The following is a 19,184-nucleotide window of genomic DNA, read 5'->3' as shown; positions in this document are numbered from 1 at the left end:
GCATGAAAGCCAGCGGTGAGAGCGCAGCAGATATCTTTATCTACGATGAGATTGGTTACTGGGGCGTTACTGCCCAGTCCTTTGCCGCCAGCCTGAAGGCGCTGGGCGACATTGATCACATCAATCTGCACATTCACTCACCAGGCGGCGATGTGTTTGACGGCATCGCTATTTACAACCTGCTGAATGCCCATTCCGCAACCAAAACGGTGTATATCGACGGCCTTGCCGCGTCGATGGCTTCCGTGATTGCAATGGTGGGCAACCCGATCATCATGCCGGAAAACGCCATGATGATGATTCACAAGCCCTGGGGCATTACCGGTGGTGATGCCAACGATATGCGCGATTACGCCGATCTGCTGGATAAGGTTGAGGCGGTATTAATCCCGTCTTACGCCAAAAAGACCGGTAAAACCACCGAGGAACTTGCCGGAATGCTGGGTGAAGAAACCTGGATGACCGCGCAGGAATGTATCGAACACGGCTTTGCCGACCAGTTAACCCCCGCAGTGCAGGCAATGGCCCGCATTAACTCCAAACGTATCGAGGAATTCGAAGCTATGCCACGTTCTCTGAAAACCCTGCTGAATACTGCGCCAAAAGCGACTACTCAGGCTGTACCACAACCGACTGCACCGACAACACCGGCCAATCCGGTTGCGGCTCCCGATGAGGCGGCTATTCGTGCACAGATTCACGCCGAACAGCGCCAGCGCTCGGAAGGTATCCAAAACCTTTTTGCCAGCTTTGGCGGTCGTCACCTGGAATTGCAGACACAGTGTCTGGAAGATATCGACTGCACGGTTGATGATGCCAAAGATAAGCTGCTGGCAGCACTCGGCAAAGAGGCCACGCCGACCAACCGCAGCGCGGCGGCTACCCACATTCATACCAGCAACGGTAATTTTACCGGTGACAACATCCGTCAGGCGCTGATGTCGCGTGCGGGCTATGAAAAACGCGACAGCGAAAACCCGTTTAACGCCATGTCCATGCGTGAATATGCCCGCATGTCACTGACTGAACGCGGTATTGGTGTTGCATCGTACAACCCGATGCAGATGGTGGGTATGGCACTCACTCACAGCACTTCAGATTTCGGTAACATCCTGCTGGATGTGGCGAATAAATCCATTCTGATGGGCTGGGATGACGCACCGGAAACGTTTGAAGAGTGGACCAAGAAAGGCCAGTTGTCTGATTTCAAAACGGCGCATCGCGTTGGCCTGGGCGGTTTCCCGTCCCTGCGTCAGGTGCGTGAAGGTGCGGAATACAAATATGTCACCACGGGCGATAAAGGTGAAACCATCGCGCTGGCTACTTATGGTGAAATCTTCTCCATCACCCGTCAGGCAATCATCAATGATGACCTGAATCAGCTGACGGACGTTCCGCTGAAGATGGGGCGTGCTGCCAAAGCGACCATTGGTGATCTGGTCTACGCCATCCTGACCGGCAACCCCCAAATGTCTGATGGCAAAGCTCTGTTTGGTGCCGACCACGGCAACCTCGCCAGCGGTGGCATTGATGTAGCTGGTCTGGATGCGGCCCGTCAGCTTATGCGCCGTCAGAAAGAGGGTACGACCAAGCGTACCCTGAATATTCGCCCTGCTTTCCTCCTGGTGCCGACTGCGCTTGAGACCCTGGCTAATCAGACCGTTAAGTCTGCCAGCGTGAAGGGTGCCGATGTGAACGCCGGTGTCATCAACCCGATCCAGAACTTCGCAACGATCATCGCGGAACCGCGACTGGATGATAAAAGTGCTTTCGAGTGGTATCTGGCCGCAGCTCAGGGCATGGACACCATTGAAGTGGCCTATCTAAACGGGGTAGACGCGCCTTATATCGACCAGATGGAAGGGTTTAACACAGATGGCATCGCAACCAAGGTGCGTATCGATGCCGGTGTGGCTCCGCTTGATTATCGCGGTCTGGTCAAATCAAACGGCGAACAGGGTTCCTGACAGTCAGCCAGCAGTTAACCGCCCGTAAGGGCTTTTTTTATACCTGAAATCCGGCTTCCGGGCCGGATGGAGAAAAAACATGGCTAAGAATTTCGTACAGAACGGCATGACGATTTCCATTCTGAATGCAGGAGCTGAGGCTATTGCGAGCGGTGATGTTGTGCTGATCGGCAATATCGTGGCCGTTGCCATCACCAATATTGCGGTACAGGACAGCGGTGACGGTTTCACAGAGGGCGTTTTCCAGTTACCGAAAGCCAGCGCTGATGTGTTCACACCCGGTGCAGCAGTGTATGTCAGTGACGGTACAGCTCAGGCCAGTGCAGATGGTGGCGTGTATGCCGGTATTGCCTGGGAAGATGCCGCCTCCGGGACAACAGTGGTTAACGTGAAGATCAACGCGGGTGCGGCTCCGGCTGTGACGGAAAGTGGCAGCTAATCCGTTTGAACGGCTGGCTGCGCGTATGGATACCGTCACTGCCAGCCGTTTAGGACGGGATGCAACCATCAACGGGCGGGTTATGACGGCTGTTGAAAGTCATTTCCTGCCGGAAATGGGGGTGCTTGGCGGCGACGGTCTTTCCCTGGTGGTGTTTGATGCGGGCTACAGTGCCAGAGCAGGCGACACCGTTATTTACAACGGCAATGAATACAGCGTGACACGTCACGTTAAGTTCAACGGCAAACCGCAAATCTGGCTGGAGTAACGGATGAGCATAAAAGGCCTGGAGCAGGCGATTGCCAACATGAACAGCATCAGTCAGACCGCCGTTCCGCGTGCATCTTCGCAGGCAATTAACCGTGTGGCTGTGCGTGCCATCGGGCGCAGCAGTTCAGTTGTCTCGCGTGATACCCGCGTGCAGCGCAAGCTGGTGATGCAGCGATCGAAGCTGAAAAAAGCCTCCGTCAATAACCCTGTCGCCACTTTGCGGGTGAATCGGGGTGATTTACCCGCCATCAAACTGGGGGCCGCCCGTGTTCAGTTGTCCAGACGTATCGGACGGACACGCGGCGCAGACAGCGTGCTGAAAATCGGGAAATTTAGTTTTCCGCACGCCTTTATTCAGAGGCTTGCAAATGGTCGCTGGCACGTACTGCGCCGAACAGGCAAAACCCGCTATCCGGTCGAAGTGGTCAAAATCCCGATGTCAGTGCCGCTGACCACAGCTTTCAGAGATCAGCTACCAAAGCTGATGGAAAGCGATATGCCTAAAGAGATGGCCGCAGCCCTTAAAAACCAGCTCAGGATCATCATAAAACGATGAACAAACATACCCTTATCCGCCAGGCGGTCATCAGCTCTCTGCAAACGGTCATCACTGACCCTTCGGTGCGCTGGTATGACGGACGCCCGGCAGTGATTAACGCCGAAGAACTGCCCACTGTTGCCGTTTATCTGACGGATGCGCAGCCTACCGGCAGAGTGCTGGATGAAGACGAATGGCGTGCTGTACTGCATGTTGAAGTTTTTCTGAAGGCCTCTAACCCTGACTCTGCCCTCGACCTGTGGATGGAGAACAGCATTTATCCTGCATTTTCAGATATGCCAGCTCTGTTTTCGCTGGTGGAAATGGTTGTTGCTGACGGTTATGACTACCAGCGCGACGAAGAAATGGCGACGTGGGGATCAGCAGACCTCCGTCACAATCTGAATTATTACCTGTGAGGCAATTATGGCGGCAAATGACCCAACCACACCTGTAAAAGGTGCCCGTACCACGCTCTGGATGTACAGCGGCAACGGGGATGCATATACCAATCCGACATCAGATGATGACTGGACCCGCCTGGCGCAAATCAAGGACCTGACACCTGCTGAGCTTACTGCTGATTCTTATGATGATTCCTACCTGGATGATGATAACGCAGACTGGGCGTCCACGACTCAGGGACAGAAATCAGCAGGGGAAGCGAGCTTTACCCTGGCATGGAAACCCGGCGAAACCGGCCAGCAAACGCTCATTGCCTGGTTTGATGATGGCAGTGACAAGCCTTACAAAATAAAATACCCCAACGGTGTGGTGGATGTGTTTACCGGATGGGTCAGCAGTCTGGGGAAAGCGGTCGCAGCCAATGAGGTGGTAACCCGCACGGTTAAAATCGCCAATAAAGGCAAGCCGCTGCTGGCTGAGAATCAGCTTGCTGAGTCTGGTTCATAAGGAGAAACCATGTTTCTGAAAACGGAAGAATTCAGTTTTGCCGGGGCAAGTCTGACGCTTTATGAGCTGTCAGCACTTCAGCGCATCGAATACCTGAGTTACCTGGCGGAGATGGAAAAGAAGTTACCTCCGGCAGAAAGTGATCCTTCAGTTCGTCACGCTGAGCTGGTGGCAATGGGTATCCGGTCAAGTGCCATGCTGGTGGCTATGTCATTGTGGCAGGGGGACAGGAAAGGTCCTCCAGTGCCGGAGCTTTATGACGAAATTCTTGCGACGTGGCCGGTAACCGCACTGGGTGAGGCCGACCGGCAGATTAAAATCCTGTCGGGAATGGTGCCACCGGATGACAAGGAACAGTCTGATTCTGAAGGCGCACCAGTCTCTGAGGCTGTCACAGCGGAAAAGTCTTAGCCGGGGAACTGAGGTTCGTGATGAGGCTGGCCCGTGAGTTCGGACGCCCGGACTGGCGGGCAATGCTTTCCGGCATGACTTCGACGGAGCTGCGTGAATGGTCACAGTTTTATCGGGACCACTATTTCAACGACCATCTTTTAGATGCGCATTTTGCCAGTCTCAGCCACCTGGTGATTTCTCTTATGTGCAAAAACGACATGACGCCTGCCAGTTTCAGTCTGCTGCACCCTGATAAAAAAGATGTTGAACCCAGCGATGAGCAACTGATGTTGCTTGCTGAAGGTATTTCCGGAGGTGTGCGTTATGGCCCAGTCAGTGGGTGATCTGGTCGTCAATCTCGATCTTAATTCCTCATCCTTTACTGAGCAGGCAGCGTTTGTACGCAAACAGTTTGTCGGTATGGGTAAAGATTCTGACGCAGCAGGAAAGGCCGGTCAGGATGCATTCAGCAAGCAGGAGTTGGCCGCAAAACGCGCCGGGATTTCCGTAGGTCAATATAAGGCAGCTATGCGCACGCTGCCTGCACAGTTCACCGACATCGCGACTCAGTTAGCGGGGGGCCAGAGTCCCTGGCTTATTCTCTTGCAGCAGGGCGGCCAGATCAAAGACTCTTTCGGCGGTCTGCGCCCGACTTTTAGCGCGCTGTTCGGGGCCATCAATCCGGTTATGGCCGGTGTTGTTGGGCTGACGGCAGCAGCCGGTGCACTGGCTTACTCTTTTGCCACCGGTCAGGCGGTTACCAGTGAGTTTAATAAAGTCCTGGTAATGACGGGCGACCGCGCCGGTCAGACTGCCAACAATCTGTTATTTATTTCTGAGTCAGCCGAAAAAGCGGGCAGCTCGTTCAGTGGTGCTACCGCAGCTGTTACTGCTCTTGCCCAGGCAGGGGCTAATCTGGGCAGTGATTATCAGGTAGTCGCTGAATCCATTTCCTCGCTGTCAGATGCAACCGGCACAAAGGTTGCCGATCTGGCTGCGGTTTTTGGCCGGATAACTTCAGACCCGACCAGCGGTCTGACTGCAATGGCGAAGCAGTACGGTAACGTTACTGCTCAGCAGCTGGATTACGTCAAATCCCTTCAGGACGCCGGTAAGTATACCGACGCCCTCAGTTATGCCAATGGTATTGCTGCACAGGGATTTAAGACGATGGCCGGTGATATCCAGAACAATATGGGTACGCTGGAAACAGCTGCTGACAGCGTCGGCAACGCCTTCAAATCCATGTGGAATGCGCTGCTTGATATTGGCCGTGCCAAATCACTTCAGTCACAACTGGCTGATGCCACAGATAAACTCTATGAGCTTGATCAGGCTCTGCGTTCTACCAGCGCACAGGGTCAGCAGCGTGTGGGTCTGGAGAATGCGCGCGATCTGGCCCGGCAGCAGGTGTCATCGTTAACTGATCAACTTCATGCCGAACAGCAGAAAACCGAGGAAAAGCAGAAGCAGGCCACGCTTGAGCAAAGTTCGCTGTTAAATCAGCAGCATTTTCAGTCCATCTCTGATGCCGGTCTGACAAAGGAACAGCAGCGCACCGCTGAGTATCAGCGTCTGAATCAGTATATTTCTGAGCGTCGAAAACTTAATCAGGCGCTGAGCGATGAGGAAATCGCGCAGATTAAAAAGGGGATTGAAGAGAAGTATAAGGACCCCAAGACACCAAAACAGAAAGGGTACAGCGTTTCAGCCGGTGATCAGGCTGCTGACAGTGTAAATGCTGAAACCCTGGCGTTGCAGACCCAGCTGAAGGTGATCCAGCAGCATGCCGGTATCAATGACACCATCAGCCAGCAACGTAAAACCCTGTGGGAAACCGAAGCGAAATTTTCTGTACTGGAAGAGGCAGCGAAAAACCGCGCCCTGAGCAAAGACGAGCAGTCATTGCTTGCCAGTAAAGATAAAGTCCTGGCGCAGGCAGAGGTTAATGCACGTCTTGGTGACCAGATTGTAGCGCAGCAGGCGCTGGCTAAGCTCCAGGAAGACCTGCGCGGTAAAGAAGAGAAAACGCTCAGCATCACCAAACAGCGTCTTGATTTACTGGATCGCCTGAAAGCAGAGGGTGGCATATCGCAGGCAGATTACGATAAAACTTCGCGGGATGTGGCGAGTAAATCCCTTACGGATTTGCCTAAAGACGTTCAGCGTTCTGTGAGGAAATCCAGCGAATTTGGCGGCACGCTGTCGGGTACGTTTGCCGGAGATGCCAACCAGTTATCGCAACTGGATCAGCAATCCTCGGAGCTGGAAAAATGGTATCAGAGCAACCTGGCCTCACTCGCACAGTACAGGCAGCAGCGTTCCGATCTCAATGTTCAGTGGGATGCGCAGGAAGAGGCACTGCGTAAGAAGCACTCACAGGCCGAACAGAGCATTGAAGATCAGAAAAATAAAATCATCAGCAGCGCCACGCAGTCCAGTCTGGATTCTGTTGTAGATATAACCCGCACGGCATTTGGCGAGAAATCAGCAATCTACAAAGCAGCTTTTATTGCGGATAAAGCCTATGCAATCGCTCAGTCTATGGTTGCTATCCAGACAGGTATTGCTCAGGCAGCGGCAAACCCGTTCCCTTATAACCTGGTAGCAATGGCCTCTGTGGCCGCAGCCACGGCAAGTATTGTTTCTAATATCCAGTCAGTGGCGCTGACGGGGATGGCGCATGACGGTATTGATGCTGTGCCGGAAACAGGCACATGGTTGCTGCAAAAAGGTGAACGGGTGATGACAGCTCAGACATCCGCAAAACTGGACTCCACTCTGGAGAGTCTGCGCGGTCAGCAGCAGGCAACGGCTGGCGAAAATGCATTCCACTATTCACCGACCATCCAGGTAAATGGAGACCCGGACCAGCGCACAATGCAGATGATTCAGGACGCTGTTGCGCAGGGTGGCAAAGAGACCTACCAACTGGTTACGGATCATATTGCGACCGGTCGGGGGAGAGTATCAAAGGCATTAGCAGCAGGATGGTCCAATAAAAGGAGAACAGGTTAATGGCTGATATTTATTATCCCCATGATTATCTCCCGCTGCCTCTGCAGTCCGATCTGTCATTCAAGCCTGTAAGCCCTTTTTTGCGCACTAATTTAACGTCAGGTCGTTCAAGGCAGAGGCGGCTTTACACCTCAGTTCCGACTCAGGTTCCGCTTAAATGGTTTTTCAAAAAACAGGGCATGGCGCAGTACTTCGAAGCCTGGTACAGAGACCGTCTTACTGACGGTGAATCATGGTTCTATATGAAGGTGAAAACACCGCTTGGTGTTGAACTGTATAAGTGCAGGTTTACTGATATTTATGAAGGGCCAATGCTGCTGGCGGGTAAATTCTGGCAGTACACGGCCACGATTGAATTATGGCAGCGTCCCATTATTTCACCGGAGTGGACCGATTTCCCGGATTTTGTCGTCAACAACGACATTATTGATCGTGCAATGAATCGTGAGTGGCCTGAATCATGACGGTGCTTAACCGGCTTTATGCCTCATCCGGTAATGAAGTCATCATTGAAACACTGGAAATCAGTATCGGTGATGAAGTCCATTATCTCTGTAAAGGTTATGAGGACATTACGGCAGTGACCGAGGATGGCGATACTGTAACATTCAAGGCATGCGCTATTGATATAGCCCTTCCGGCAAGAAACAGTGATGGTACTCAGGATTTACAGTTTGCCATCAGTAATATCGAAGGTGTGGTATCCACAGCAATCCGAGCGGCGCTGGATAACCTGAGCAGCGCCACGCTCAAATATCGCAATTTCATCTCCACTGACCTCAATGCGCCTGCATCCAAACCCTACACACTGGTTGTGAAATCCGGTTCCTGGACGGCTTTGCAGGTTCAGATTAAGGCAGGCTACATGAACATTCTTGATACTGCGTGGCCGCGTAACCGATACACACTTCCGTATTACCCCGGGCTTCGGTACATCAGCTAAGGAGAATCCTTTGTTTGATCCAGATAAATACCGTTCAGTCACCTGGCTGAAGGGTGGCCGCGTATATCCTGAACTTGACTGTTTCGGCATTGTGAATGAAATCCGCCGTGACATTGGCTTTTCTGAATGGCCTGATTTTTCAGGTGTAACTAAAGACGGGGACGGTCTCGACCGTGAGGCGAGAAAGCTAATGCTGTCTCTTGAGAAATGTGAGCCATGTGCAGGCGCAGGTGTTGCCTGCTATTCAGGGTCAGCAGTCACGCATGTGGGTATTGTGGTCGAAATTAACGGCCTGCTCTATGTTGCGGAATGCAATCCTGCCACCAACGTGACTTTTCTGCCGCTTTCCCGTTTCAGGCGTCGCTTTGTTAAAGTGGAGTTCTGGCAGTGACAATAAGCATATTTCCTTCCCGTCTCCCTGGTGAGCCTCTGGAGGTGCATCAGCATGGTGAAACAACAGTTCATGGCTGGTTGACTGCGAATGTTAAGGGATTTCACTCTGATATAGCGCATCCCATCAGCATTGATGTTGACGGTAAACAGATACCGTCATCTGTCTGGTTTGAGTGCCATATTTCGCCGTCCAGCGATGTGCGTATTTACCCGGTCCCTTACGGGATAGAAACACTGGCGTGGATAGCCGTAGCGGTGTCAGTAGCTGCGGCTGCGTATTCCATCTTTATGATGGCAAATATGGACACCGGTTCATATACATCATCAACCGGGAAAAGCCTGGACCTGAATCCGGCTGAGGCCAACTCCGCAAAACTTGGCGATGCGATCCGTGAGGTCTTTGGGCGGACCCGTATTTACCCGGATTATGTTGTTTCTCCCGTAACCCGGTTTGATTCCACCGATCCCACTATCATGCGTGTCAGCATGTTGATCTGCGTCGGGATGGGTAATTTTGCATTTACTGATGGTGATATCCGGGTAGGGGATACGCCAGCATCATCGCTCACGGGTTTCGATTATACCGTTTACCAGCCCGGTGCGGATGTGTCCGGTGATGAGCGCAGTGAAAACTGGTTTTCATCTACCGAAGTCGGCGGCACGTCATCAGGCGCAGGGCTGGATATGGCGCAGACTGCCCCTGAAGCCGATGACATCATTGCAGACAGCATGACGGTTTCCGGTGCCAGCGTGTCGTTCACCGGCCTTGATACTGATGATGATACGGATGATGATGATGAAGCACTGCCGGATTCGTGGGTAGAGGGGGCGACCGTTGAGATTATTGCGCCAACGACCTTCAACGTCAGCTCATCTTCCGGTTACAGCGTGCTGGCGAGTGACTTCCTGTCTGAAATAAATCCATATGTTGGTATGCCGGTGACAATGACTTACGGCAGCATCGATTATCAGCTTTTTATTGCCAGCTATACACCGACACAGGCAGCCGTTCCAGGCGCGGGTGGGAGCGCGGCATCTGTTCAGGCCAGCGCAGCGCCGACAACGTATGATTTTTCGACGAGTACAGCCACGTTTGACGTGACCTGGCAGGGTATAACTTACACCGTATCCCTGATAGCTGATTACGTCACGATGTCCGGTCTGGTTGCGGCCATTACCGAAGCGCTGGAGGGTTCCGGCCTGGTCGCGCAGGACAACAGCGGCACGGTGCTGATCACTGAGCCATCAAGCCCCTATGCGGGCGGCAGCATCACGACATCATCACTACCATCAGGCGTATTCGGGGCATCCCCTGTAAACGCGGCTGGTACAGCATCATCGGGCGGCAGTGCAGCAGTAACGGCTAATGTCACTCTGGCTTACGACAGCGCTACCGGCACAGCATTTACCGGCGTTCCAACCGGCCAGCAGCGTCTGTCAGTTTCCCATCGTGGTTATGAATACCAGATTGTTTCTGCCTCCGGGGCCACAGCTACAGTTCAGCGCCTGATAGATGGTGTGGTTGATGAGGCATGGCCCGGTTTTTCGTCCAGGACGATGATCGATTATGAAGCCAGCGGCATCAATGATAACGATACCTGGATGGGACCTTTTCTGGCCGGCCCTGAAAATGAAACCTGCGATATGTTTGAGGTGAATTTTTCGTTTCCGAGTGGCATATGTGGATTTAACAGCAAAGGGAAAAAGCAGAGCCGCACCGTAGAGTGGGAAATTCAGTATCGTGTCTATGGCTCCGGCACCGGATGGATAAGCCATACCGGTAATTACAGTCTTAAGAACATCAACGGGCTGGGTTTCACCGAGAGAATCACCCCGTCTGCTGCGGGTCTGATTGAGGTTCGCTGCCGCAGGCTGAATGAGCAGGGAAGCGATAACGCCCGTGATTCGATGTACTGGCAGGCATTACGTGGGCGACTGCTTACCCGGCCATCTTCTTATACAGGTGTCACACTGATGGGTGTCACCGTTGAAACGGGTGGAAAGCTGGCCGCACAGTCAGACAGACGGGTTAACGTCGTCGCGACCCGGCAGTATGACACCGGTACGGCAAGAACGATCTCCGGTGCGCTATTGCACGTTGGTAATTCGCTGGGTCTTGATATGGATGAGGAAACCATTGTGGCGCTGGAATCAGCCTGGTGGACTCCCGAAGCGGATTATTTTGATTTCTCTTCCGATTCATCCGGTTCCGACTCTTTATCAGCTCTCGACATGCTTCAGAAAATCACGAATGCCGGGAAAAGTTATTTCCTGCTAAGTGATGGCCTGGCATCGGTAGGACGTGAAGGGGTGAAAATCTGGACCGGAATTATCAGCCCACAGGAAACCACCGATCACCTTGAAACCTCATTTTCTGCCCCTTCGGATGATGATTATGATGGTGTCGATGTAACCTACATCAACGGCAGTACCTGGGCAGAGGAAACCGTTCAATGCCGGTTGCCGGGAAATCCAACGCCGACAAAGATCGAGTCATATACCCTTGATGGTGTGTTAGATCAGGATAAAGCCTATCAGATTGGCATGCGCCGCCTGATGAAGTATCAGCGGCAACGACTGACGTTCACGGCCACAACTGAAATGGATGCGCTCTGCTACAACGTTGGCGATCGCATCATCTTCACGGATGATATTCCGGGAAATAAAACGGTTTCATGCCTCGCGGTTGCCATGAGCACCGCGGATGACGTAACGACATTTACTGTCAGTGAACCGTTGGACTGGTCTTTTGATAACCCGCGTGCGGTGCTGCGCTACCAGGACGGAACAGCGTCCGGGCTTATGGTGGCAACCAGAGTCGGGGATTATGAACTGTCAGTGCCTTATCTTGAGGCGTTCGATGAAATTGTTATGGATGACCCGGCGATTGAACCACCGAGACTGATGTTCTGCGATTCTTCCCGTGTAGGCTATGACGCGCTGATAGCAGAGATTGAGCCGCAGTCAGATGGAACATGCCAGGTAACCGCTAACGAATATCGCGACAGCTTCTACAGCTATGACGATGCCACATACCCCGGTGACACAGATTCAACGTCCTCAACCTGACCATTTAATTTTCTGACGAACCCGCTACGGCGGGTTTTCTTTTTATGAGGCCTGTATGACCACATACAACACCGGCAACCCGCTGGGGTCAGCTGCTGCAAAAGATTTATTCGATAATGCGCAGAATCTTGATTATGCATTGAACGATATCACTGCCGCCATCTGGCTTGATCGTCGCGGAAATAGCAGGCGTTCATGGTATGGAATGGAATCAGCTTTTTCCACTGCGCAAACTGAGCGTGAAACTGAATTCAGTGAGGCCCAGGAGGACAAGGAAACGCGTTTTCTTACATTCCTGAACAATGCTGGTTATGTTTTTCTCGGAGACTATGAAAATGGCCCTTATCAGTTCTCCGCCCGCAATCAGTATATCCGTTATAGCAGCCAGTATTACCGACTGAACGCGGCAACAGATGTTGGTTTCACGACGACCGGTATTAATGCAGCCAGCTTTGCGAATGATGTAACACACTTTGTTCTGATGGATGGCGATACACTGCGCCAGAACTTAGCATCAATTGCAGATGGCATGGGTGGAAGCATGGTTGCTTTCATTCAGTCAGGGACCGGCGCAGTTGCTCAGACTATACAGGCAAAGAATCGTCGCGTTATTGATGCAGAAGATTACGGTGCGGTTGGTGATGGTGTAACGGACGACACCGTAGCTGTTCAGAGAGCTATTAACGCTGCCGGTTATGGCGAAGTCAGATTGCAGGGTAACAAGACTTACATGACCGGAAATCTGACAATTAATTCCCCGGTCACCATCAGCGGAAAAAGCAAACGTAGTAAGGCTGCCATTCAGGCTATACCTGGAACGACCGGTAACCATATTACGATTTCATCATCTCTTGCCCCAACACTCCGTTATGTAGATTTAGTTGGTGACTGGACATCGACAGGTGATAGATTAAATCCAACGCCGCCAAGTGTTGTTGGTGCTTTAAACGCAATTTATATTAACTCAACCTCTGCGTATTCAACATCAATACAGATGTTTCATGGAAGCGCAGCATACTATTCTGGTCGAGGGTTGTATGCAGCGGCAAACAGAAATATGGGATGTCTTATCTACACATCAATTCTGTATTGCGCGCAGGAATGTTTTTATCTTGCAAGTACATCTGACTGGATTGTAAGCGATTGTTCCTTCGGGTTTTCTCTGGCCGATGGTTTGTTTATAAATTGTGCATCATTTCGCATGTCAAGCTCAGAAAGCTATGCAAACCAGGGCAACGGGATCACCTTTGGACCATCATCTACCGTAACCAGGATTATCGGAAACTGGATAAATACTAACGGTAAAAATGGTGTTTATTATAATACGCAAGGAGGAGTAGAGGGGCATGTAAGTTTAGGTAACATGTTCTTTGCAAACGGATGGAAATCAGCTACAGCCGCAGATGTTGTTACCAATGCATATGCAAACAGAAGGTTCGCAGGCAGTGTTGGGCACTTTAAATGTGCAGACAGGCATTTTAACTACGGATCATCAACCACAGAAAGACGTGTTGCCTACTGTGTTTATCGTGAATCTACTGCTGCATCTCTTAATTTTGAAGGTACAGGTGACCAGTTCGATTCATTTAGCAGCACTTCTGCGTCGGCCAGTGCCGAAGTTGGATATAGCAATTTTGATACGCAGGCTACGAGATTCTCGTCTGCTGGAATGGTTCTTGGCTACAGCCACTCTCTGACACAATATTCATACACACCGACCTCAGTCGTTCAAAGCGTTCGCACTTACTATCAGTCATTTGATTCATTGCAGATTTCACCAACAGGACTCTATGGAGGTAACGGTAGCGCCGCGCCTCAACTTATGATTTCTTGGTCAAGTACCAGGCTTTTCCTCAAGCTATTAGGATTTCAGACCATTACGAAAGGATCTCTTAGTAGTGGGGCTACAATTCCATCAACGGATATAAATCACACCTATTATTCTATTAATGCATCAAATTCAACATTCTATCTACCTGCGACATTGTCGCTTACTGACGGAACATTGATAAGGTTTAAGAAAATTGTTAGTTCACCAACCTATACATTCCTTCCAACGGTGAATGCGGATTCTACAGTCGCAACTATTTACGGACCAACTGGATCTGGCCTTACATCAGTTGCAGCCACTACAGCGGGTACATATGAATTTATTTGGGATTTATCAAACAACAGGTGGTTATTTAGCTAGTTAATCTTTTGTCATTTATGGAGGTAGAACTATGTCATTAACGTTGGTAAAAACAATTCAATTCTCGAAAATTTCCACTGAATACGGAATCACACTTGGCGACGACACAGCAAGTGCGAGCCTTGTTTATACCGTTAAGTCAGTTAACCTTGTTGATACAGCTGCAACCGCTGTTGTAGGGCTTTCGGTTAACGGAATCTCTACTCCCGCTGATACCGAATATCAGTTTACTTATAGCACCACTGGTGGGGATGTGGTGAAACAGGCAGAGGCTTATCTTCTTTTACAAGCTGATTTCGTCGGAGCGACACAGTCTTAAGATCAGGTCAAGATGTTTTGCCTCTCACCAGCAAGGAGCTGGTGGTGGCAGGCATCAAATTTTAAACCGAAAGTAAACCAATTGAATAGTATTAATCATCTGTTTTATAAGGCTACTTCTCAATAATCATTCATTGTTTTATTGAGGTTTTAAGACTATGGATCAATATGTTTTAGGACTAAATCTCAATCTTAAGGGTTTGTAAATATTTACAGTTTACTTACAATTCAGATATCAAAAGCTGTCATTCGATATAGGTGGATATAAGAATGAACAATAAAAGAGATATATCAACTGATATACTCAGATGCATTGGCCTTTTTATGATAGTTCTGGCCCATGTTAATCCTCCCGGTGTCATTGCCCAGCTAAGAAACTTCGATGTTCCATTGATGGTTTTTGTTTCAGGCGTATCATTCTCATTTTCTAAGGGGAATCGAAGCTATACCGAATACATCTATTCAAGAGTGAAGAGACTTGTTTTACCTGTCTGGATATTTGTTTCTATGTTTTACTTGTTTGTTTCTCTTTTCTCTGTTGATATTTTTAATAGGTACAATGACATCTATTCATATGCTAATACTCTATTTTTCAAAGATGCAGTTGATAATGCACTTGGTTATACTTGGATAGTAAGGATTTTTTTGATGATTGCGATTATTGCACCCTTGATCAGGTCTGCTACAAAATCTTTGAGTCAATTACAGGTTTTCTTATCTTTCATCATTATTCTTATCTTAAACCAGGTGTTGTGCGCGTATTATCTTGCTCATGATGATGTGGCATTGAAAACAATCTTTATAAACTACATTCTTCCATGCATATCTTATGGGGCAATATTTTTATTGGGATTCAATAACGAAAAATTCTCTCTTTACTTCAAGTTTTTTTTCTCTATTCTTGCTTTTGTCTCTTTCGTGTTTTTTGTCTTATTCTATAAGAGAATGCATGGAGGGTTTGTTTCAACGCAGGGGTTTAAATATCCTCCCAGTGGGTATTATATTAGCTATTCTATAATGGTGATATTTACACTTTCTTTGGTGATGAAAAAAATAACTCAGGTTGTTGAGGGGCAGGTAGAAAAGTTCGTTGTATTTTGCTCGTCAAACAGCATATGGATTTACCTTTGGCACATACCTGTTGTTGAGTATTTTTCCAGCTCCCATGATGATCATGGTTTTTTAATAAAGTATGTAATTGCGTGCGCCATTTCATTGTTGCTGATGTTTATCCAAGTTAGATTAGTAAATGGATTAAAAGAAAAGGTATCTCCAACAAATTTCAAGCATCTTAGGGATATTTTTACTGGTTAAATTAACACTATGTGCAGAGGTGGTGGTTTTATTTATGCCTCATGCGGCAGACTCTATATAAATACAGTCATGAAGCATGAGGCATTTAATGCTTACGTGGTCTGATTTTCCTGAATTATATGCTTTTTCGTAGGGTATGTTACCAAAAACATTAAATTCAACCCCTTAATTACTCGAAAAAAAAGCAAAGGCATTACGATTCCTGCTATAGTCCCAACAACGATGTGAATGTACCAGTTTTCAATGCCAAATATCTTCGTTAGCATAATTCTTGTCCCGCTTCCACAGATGATATGAGCAAGAAATATAATCATGCTGCCTGCTCCTATCACCTTAAGAAGGTTAAATTTAACAAGGCTTAAACTTAGCGAGAGTGCATATATGAAAAATATAGAAGTTATAGCCACAACAAATGTAGAGAACCCTTTGTCATCGTGTAGCATTTCATCAATGAAATGAGACTTGTACTGGATTAGTATGAAAGATAAAGCAGAAGTAATTGTAATCGCGATGACATTTTTTTTGTTTGTCGTATCAATTTTCAATGTGTTAAAAATGCATCCAGAAAAGAAAAATACAATGTTGTTTGTGATATAGTCCACATGAAGACTATTGCCGATATTTAAACTGTAGATATAGAGCAAAAATGATATTATCGTTAATATGGGAAGGAGTGTAGTGAAGTATTTCTTGTTATATATAATGCATGAAACCATGAAAATCATAAATAGTGCATATAGAAACCAAAACTGCCCTATCGGATGTGTTGGGAAAAGGAAAACTGACATCATGTCTGTTTTCTTATTTGTTAGATTTGAGAGAAGTACAGTTATCCCTCCTTGAATGATTGACCATATAACATATGGATATGCAATCGTACCAATCTTTTTCTTAACAAATTCTATTTTTCCACTTTTTTCAATGGAACTTATGAAAAATAACCCGGAGAGGAAAAAGAATAATGGCATGTGAAATGAGTAAATTATGCCATCAAATGATTTGAAGAACGCATTAGATAAATGAATTCCTGCGCTATCCAACCCTCTATTCACATGCCCCATGACAACTAGAATTATCCCTATTCCTTTAGCATAATCCACCCAGTCACTAGATTGATTTTTCTTCAGATTTTCAATCATATAATAAATCTCACCATTTCAGATTTTTGGTGATGTTAATATCTATACACTTGTCCATACAATAAACTTACAATCAAATAGGAATTTTACTTTTCCTGTCGCTATTAAAACCATTTCATATCAATGTCTTATTTAAAATCATACAAATCTACTTGATCTTCCCTTGTGGATAACAATACTGTATATAAATACAGTTATTTTTCGGGGGTGATCGCCATGCCGCGCGACTACGAAATCATGATTGCCTTCAGGCAGGCGATAAAACGGGACGCCGTCGGGCGGTTCACTGTCAGCACACGCGATTTTGTGCGGGAACTGGACCGGCTCAACTGGCATTACACACTGCGAGCTGCCAACAAGTGGATCGAGACTCACACAACAACTTTTCGTGATATCTCAACATCCGAAGGTGAAGAACGCCTGTTCCAGGTGTTTAACCCGAATGGAGGTATCTGATGGGCTTTCCTTCACCTGCAAAAGACTACGCTGAGCGCCGACTCGATCTGAACGAGTTAATGGTTTCCAGTCCCGCCAGTACCATTATGGTAGATACCGCTGATGGCCTGGCTGTGGTGGACAAATCACTTAAGCCTCGGCAAGGAGACACGATTTATTTTGTAGCCTGGGACAGATTGCAACTTGGGCGGCTTGCCCGGAACGAGATCATCTGTGAAGACGGAGACACTATTGAGGGTGAAACGCTGGAGGAGGTGACGGTGATTGGTGTGGTTACGTGGGGAATTATTAGAGCATGGAGCGACGAGCGGCCAACGATTTAGAGGATAAATATAAAAAAGCCCGCGCTGCGGGTGGAGTGCAAGAGCGGGCAATATTTATCATGGATACGATACTTGAATTGAAAGTGTCATGGTGGTTCAACATGTCACCTCTTAACTTTAGCAGAATGCCAATGACGCGCAAAAAATACCCGCCCAGAGCAGGTATAATTAATTAAAATTGCAAATCTCTCATGTTCGCTACGCATGCTGTGTGTAGCTTGCCCATACAATGTATGAACAAGCATTATACATAAATATTTTGAAACTGGTACAACCTGTCCTTGCTAAGAGAATAAATGCTGTTTTAGCAGGAACAGAAATCCTCATATTGATTAATCTATATGATTTTTAAGGAGTTCATTCTAGGGAAAAGTTCATCGATACGTTCTATGCTTATTACTAAGTCAAATTAATGGTCGTAACGTATACATGAAAGAACTGAAGTCTCAGAGAGCAGGGATGATAGGTTGTGCAATAGGAACAGCAGTGATTGAGTTGAGTGCGAAAGGTATCCCACTGAACCGGGCCAATATTTTGTACGAGCTAGAGCGTATCGCAGCTGCATCGAAAGAATTGCCCGTAAAGGCCATCGCAAAGGATGCAGCAAATCTTCTTAGAAGAGGGTGTAATTAAAGCTACCTATGCTTGAGGTTGTCCGACCGGCCCCTTGCTCATCGGTCCCCCAGGAATTGATTGCTCAGCAGGTACATTTGGGCGACCATCGGGGCCAATCGGTCGATCTGAGTGATAACATCCCGCCAAAGCAAGCAGACTCACAAAGATAATCATCATCCAACTTAACGAATGTCTCATACGTGGCATTCCTTTTCATACAACTTAATGTTGCCACTTAAGCATAGTGCATCCTCGGGGCCTTTGGTCGCAGCCTGGATTTGCCTCATGCGAGTAGGTGAGTTTTACCACCATTTTGCCATCGTTTTACCATTGCGAAATTCGAGCAAAAAAAAAAGCAGCCACAAATGGCTGCTTTCTCAGGGAATTTTGGTCGGCACGAGAGGATTTGAACCTCCGACCCCTGACACCCCATGACAGCGCGTGTCAGAAAGCCCCTTTACAAATATTGCATCTATATTTAGCTATCGTCATCCCTTTTGGTAAGGGGCTAAGGCTAGTAATTCTCTTAGGGCTTCCTTCAAAACACGTTGGGCAAAATGGCCCATTAGGTTTTCCATCAATTTCAACCTTCCTGTAGTAGACGCCATTTCGAAATACGATGTCGTCTGATTCATTCTTTGTTTCAGTGAGTTCTTTTATTTTTTTATTGAGGGAATGAATTTCCTCTTGAGAATCAGCAAGCTCAATCCTCGCCTGAGAAAGAGCTGAATATAATTCACTGATTTTTAATCTAATTTCAGCCTCATTATATGCTGATGTGGCGCTATTTAATTCCTTTGCAATATCAAATGCTGTTTTGAGTGCAGACAAGCCAGAGATGATGTCAACCATAAACCCTCACTTTTAGATGTGATTTATTCATAAT

General features: G+C 48.1%; 19 protein-coding genes and 1 pseudogene. 18 read left to right on the top strand and 2 right to left on the bottom strand.

Going from position 1 to position 19,184, the window contains the following annotated elements:
- Window positions 1-2 precede the first annotated feature (2 nt).
- From AC6I8R_RS11975 to AC6I8R_RS11900, 16 genes and pseudogenes are all read left to right on the top strand, one after another.
- Window positions 3-1,967, top strand: a complete 1,965-nt coding sequence (locus tag AC6I8R_RS11975; protein WP_497832760.1) for a ClpP-like prohead protease/major capsid protein fusion protein — start codon at window positions 3-5, stop codon at window positions 1,965-1,967.
- Window positions 1,968-2,046: 79 nt separating this feature from the next.
- Complete coding sequence (locus AC6I8R_RS11970) at window positions 2,047-2,406, top strand: DUF2190 family protein (protein WP_497832347.1); 360 nt, start codon at window positions 2,047-2,049, stop codon at window positions 2,404-2,406.
- Window positions 2,396-2,674 (top strand): DNA breaking-rejoining protein, encoded by a 279-nt coding sequence (locus AC6I8R_RS11965; protein WP_497832346.1) that lies wholly within the window; start codon window positions 2,396-2,398, stop codon window positions 2,672-2,674. Before AC6I8R_RS11970 ends, AC6I8R_RS11965 begins: the two co-directional genes overlap by 11 nt.
- Window positions 2,675-2,677: 3 nt before the next feature.
- Window positions 2,678-3,232, top strand: a complete 555-nt coding sequence (locus AC6I8R_RS11960) for a phage tail protein (RefSeq protein ID WP_497832345.1) — start codon at window positions 2,678-2,680, stop codon at window positions 3,230-3,232.
- Window positions 3,229-3,633, top strand: coding sequence for a phage tail terminator protein (gene gpU, locus AC6I8R_RS11955; RefSeq protein WP_497832344.1), 405 nt, complete (start codon window positions 3,229-3,231; stop codon window positions 3,631-3,633). Before AC6I8R_RS11960 ends, gpU begins: the two co-directional genes overlap by 4 nt.
- 7 nt (window positions 3,634-3,640) lie before the next feature.
- Window positions 3,641-4,105: pseudogene (locus AC6I8R_RS11950) on the top strand (phage tail tube protein); the annotation flags it as partial.
- Between the two features lie 30 nt (window positions 4,106-4,135).
- Window positions 4,136-4,537 (top strand): phage tail assembly chaperone G, encoded by a 402-nt coding sequence (gpG, locus tag AC6I8R_RS11945; protein WP_497832343.1) that lies wholly within the window; start codon window positions 4,136-4,138, stop codon window positions 4,535-4,537.
- Window positions 4,538-4,557: 20 nt separating this feature from the next.
- Window positions 4,558-4,863: a phage tail assembly protein T gene (locus AC6I8R_RS11940; protein ID WP_208725196.1), complete on the top strand. Its 306-nt coding sequence runs from the start codon at window positions 4,558-4,560 to the stop codon at window positions 4,861-4,863.
- On the top strand, window positions 4,844-7,537 hold the full coding sequence (locus AC6I8R_RS11935; protein WP_497832342.1) for a phage tail length tape measure family protein: 2,694 nt from the start codon (window positions 4,844-4,846) through the stop codon (window positions 7,535-7,537). The genes AC6I8R_RS11940 and AC6I8R_RS11935 overlap by 20 nt, the downstream gene beginning before the upstream one ends.
- Window positions 7,537-8,001, top strand: coding sequence for a hypothetical protein (locus AC6I8R_RS11930; protein ID WP_497832341.1), 465 nt, complete (start codon window positions 7,537-7,539; stop codon window positions 7,999-8,001). Before AC6I8R_RS11935 ends, AC6I8R_RS11930 begins: the two co-directional genes overlap by 1 nt.
- The gene (locus AC6I8R_RS11925; protein WP_497832340.1) at window positions 7,998-8,480 is read left to right on the top strand and encodes a DUF1833 family protein; all 483 of its coding nucleotides are present in this window, start codon (window positions 7,998-8,000) and stop codon (window positions 8,478-8,480) included. The genes AC6I8R_RS11930 and AC6I8R_RS11925 overlap by 4 nt, the downstream gene beginning before the upstream one ends.
- A 10-nt stretch (window positions 8,481-8,490) precedes the next feature.
- Window positions 8,491-8,871 carry a nitrite transporter gene (locus tag AC6I8R_RS11920; protein WP_497832339.1) on the top strand — a complete coding sequence of 127 codons (381 nt, stop codon included), beginning with the start codon at window positions 8,491-8,493 and terminating at the stop codon, window positions 8,869-8,871.
- Window positions 8,868-11,942: a host specificity factor TipJ family phage tail protein gene (locus AC6I8R_RS11915; protein WP_497832338.1), complete on the top strand. Its 3,075-nt coding sequence runs from the start codon at window positions 8,868-8,870 to the stop codon at window positions 11,940-11,942. Before AC6I8R_RS11920 ends, AC6I8R_RS11915 begins: the two co-directional genes overlap by 4 nt.
- A gap of 55 nt (window positions 11,943-11,997) precedes the next feature.
- Window positions 11,998-14,133 (top strand): hypothetical protein, encoded by a 2,136-nt coding sequence (locus AC6I8R_RS11910; protein ID WP_497832337.1) that lies wholly within the window; start codon window positions 11,998-12,000, stop codon window positions 14,131-14,133.
- A 31-nt stretch (window positions 14,134-14,164) separates the two neighbouring features.
- Window positions 14,165-14,452: a hypothetical protein gene (locus AC6I8R_RS11905; protein ID WP_497832336.1), complete on the top strand. Its 288-nt coding sequence runs from the start codon at window positions 14,165-14,167 to the stop codon at window positions 14,450-14,452.
- A gap of 269 nt (window positions 14,453-14,721) precedes the next feature.
- The gene (locus AC6I8R_RS11900) at window positions 14,722-15,765 is read left to right on the top strand and encodes an acyltransferase family protein (RefSeq protein ID WP_497832335.1); all 1,044 of its coding nucleotides are present in this window, start codon (window positions 14,722-14,724) and stop codon (window positions 15,763-15,765) included.
- A 92-nt stretch (window positions 15,766-15,857) separates the two neighbouring features.
- On the opposite strand, the gene AC6I8R_RS11895 is transcribed toward AC6I8R_RS11900, so the two are convergent.
- Complete coding sequence (locus AC6I8R_RS11895; protein ID WP_497832334.1) at window positions 15,858-16,904, bottom strand: acyltransferase family protein; 1,047 nt, start codon at window positions 16,902-16,904, stop codon at window positions 15,858-15,860.
- A gap of 216 nt (window positions 16,905-17,120) precedes the next feature.
- Here AC6I8R_RS11895 and AC6I8R_RS11890 point away from each other — a divergent pair, with 216 nt between their 5' ends.
- Window positions 17,121-17,360: a DNA polymerase V gene (locus AC6I8R_RS11890; RefSeq protein ID WP_497832759.1), complete on the top strand. Its 240-nt coding sequence runs from the start codon at window positions 17,121-17,123 to the stop codon at window positions 17,358-17,360.
- Complete coding sequence (locus tag AC6I8R_RS11885; RefSeq protein WP_497832333.1) at window positions 17,360-17,683, top strand: S24/S26 family peptidase; 324 nt, start codon at window positions 17,360-17,362, stop codon at window positions 17,681-17,683. The genes AC6I8R_RS11890 and AC6I8R_RS11885 overlap by 1 nt, the downstream gene beginning before the upstream one ends.
- Before the next feature lie 1,059 nt (window positions 17,684-18,742).
- Here AC6I8R_RS11885 and AC6I8R_RS11880 read toward each other — a convergent pair.
- Window positions 18,743-19,150 carry a hypothetical protein gene (locus tag AC6I8R_RS11880; protein ID WP_497832332.1) on the bottom strand — a complete coding sequence of 136 codons (408 nt, stop codon included), beginning with the start codon at window positions 19,148-19,150 and terminating at the stop codon, window positions 18,743-18,745.
- Between the last annotated feature and the right edge of the window lie 34 nt (window positions 19,151-19,184).

Source organism: Pantoea sp. X-Soil-OKNW-713 (genome assembly GCF_059730685.1).
This window is presented reverse-complemented; position numbering and strand designations above follow the sequence as displayed.

Coding starts and splice junctions, on each gene's coding strand:
- AC6I8R_RS11975 (WP_497832760.1), top strand. CDS start 3: ATGAAAGCCAGCGGTGAGAGCGCAGCAGATATCTTTATCTACGATGAG.
- AC6I8R_RS11970 (WP_497832347.1), top strand. CDS start 2,047: ATGGCTAAGAATTTCGTACAGAACGGCATGACGATTTCCATTCTGAAT.
- AC6I8R_RS11960 (WP_497832345.1), top strand. CDS start 2,678: ATGAGCATAAAAGGCCTGGAGCAGGCGATTGCCAACATGAACAGCATC.
- gpU (WP_497832344.1), top strand. CDS start 3,229: ATGAACAAACATACCCTTATCCGCCAGGCGGTCATCAGCTCTCTGCAA.
- gpG (WP_497832343.1), top strand. CDS start 4,136: ATGTTTCTGAAAACGGAAGAATTCAGTTTTGCCGGGGCAAGTCTGACG.
- AC6I8R_RS11940 (WP_208725196.1), top strand. CDS start 4,558: ATGAGGCTGGCCCGTGAGTTCGGACGCCCGGACTGGCGGGCAATGCTT.
- AC6I8R_RS11935 (WP_497832342.1), top strand. CDS start 4,844: ATGGCCCAGTCAGTGGGTGATCTGGTCGTCAATCTCGATCTTAATTCC.
- AC6I8R_RS11930 (WP_497832341.1), top strand. CDS start 7,537: ATGGCTGATATTTATTATCCCCATGATTATCTCCCGCTGCCTCTGCAG.
- AC6I8R_RS11925 (WP_497832340.1), top strand. CDS start 7,998: ATGACGGTGCTTAACCGGCTTTATGCCTCATCCGGTAATGAAGTCATC.
- AC6I8R_RS11910 (WP_497832337.1), top strand. CDS start 11,998: ATGACCACATACAACACCGGCAACCCGCTGGGGTCAGCTGCTGCAAAA.
- AC6I8R_RS11905 (WP_497832336.1), top strand. CDS start 14,165: ATGTCATTAACGTTGGTAAAAACAATTCAATTCTCGAAAATTTCCACT.
- AC6I8R_RS11900 (WP_497832335.1), top strand. CDS start 14,722: ATGAACAATAAAAGAGATATATCAACTGATATACTCAGATGCATTGGC.
- AC6I8R_RS11895 (WP_497832334.1), bottom strand. CDS start 16,904: ATGATTGAAAATCTGAAGAAAAATCAATCTAGTGACTGGGTGGATTAT.
- AC6I8R_RS11890 (WP_497832759.1), top strand. CDS start 17,121: ATGCCGCGCGACTACGAAATCATGATTGCCTTCAGGCAGGCGATAAAA.
- AC6I8R_RS11885 (WP_497832333.1), top strand. CDS start 17,360: ATGGGCTTTCCTTCACCTGCAAAAGACTACGCTGAGCGCCGACTCGAT.
- AC6I8R_RS11880 (WP_497832332.1), bottom strand. CDS start 19,150: ATGGTTGACATCATCTCTGGCTTGTCTGCACTCAAAACAGCATTTGAT.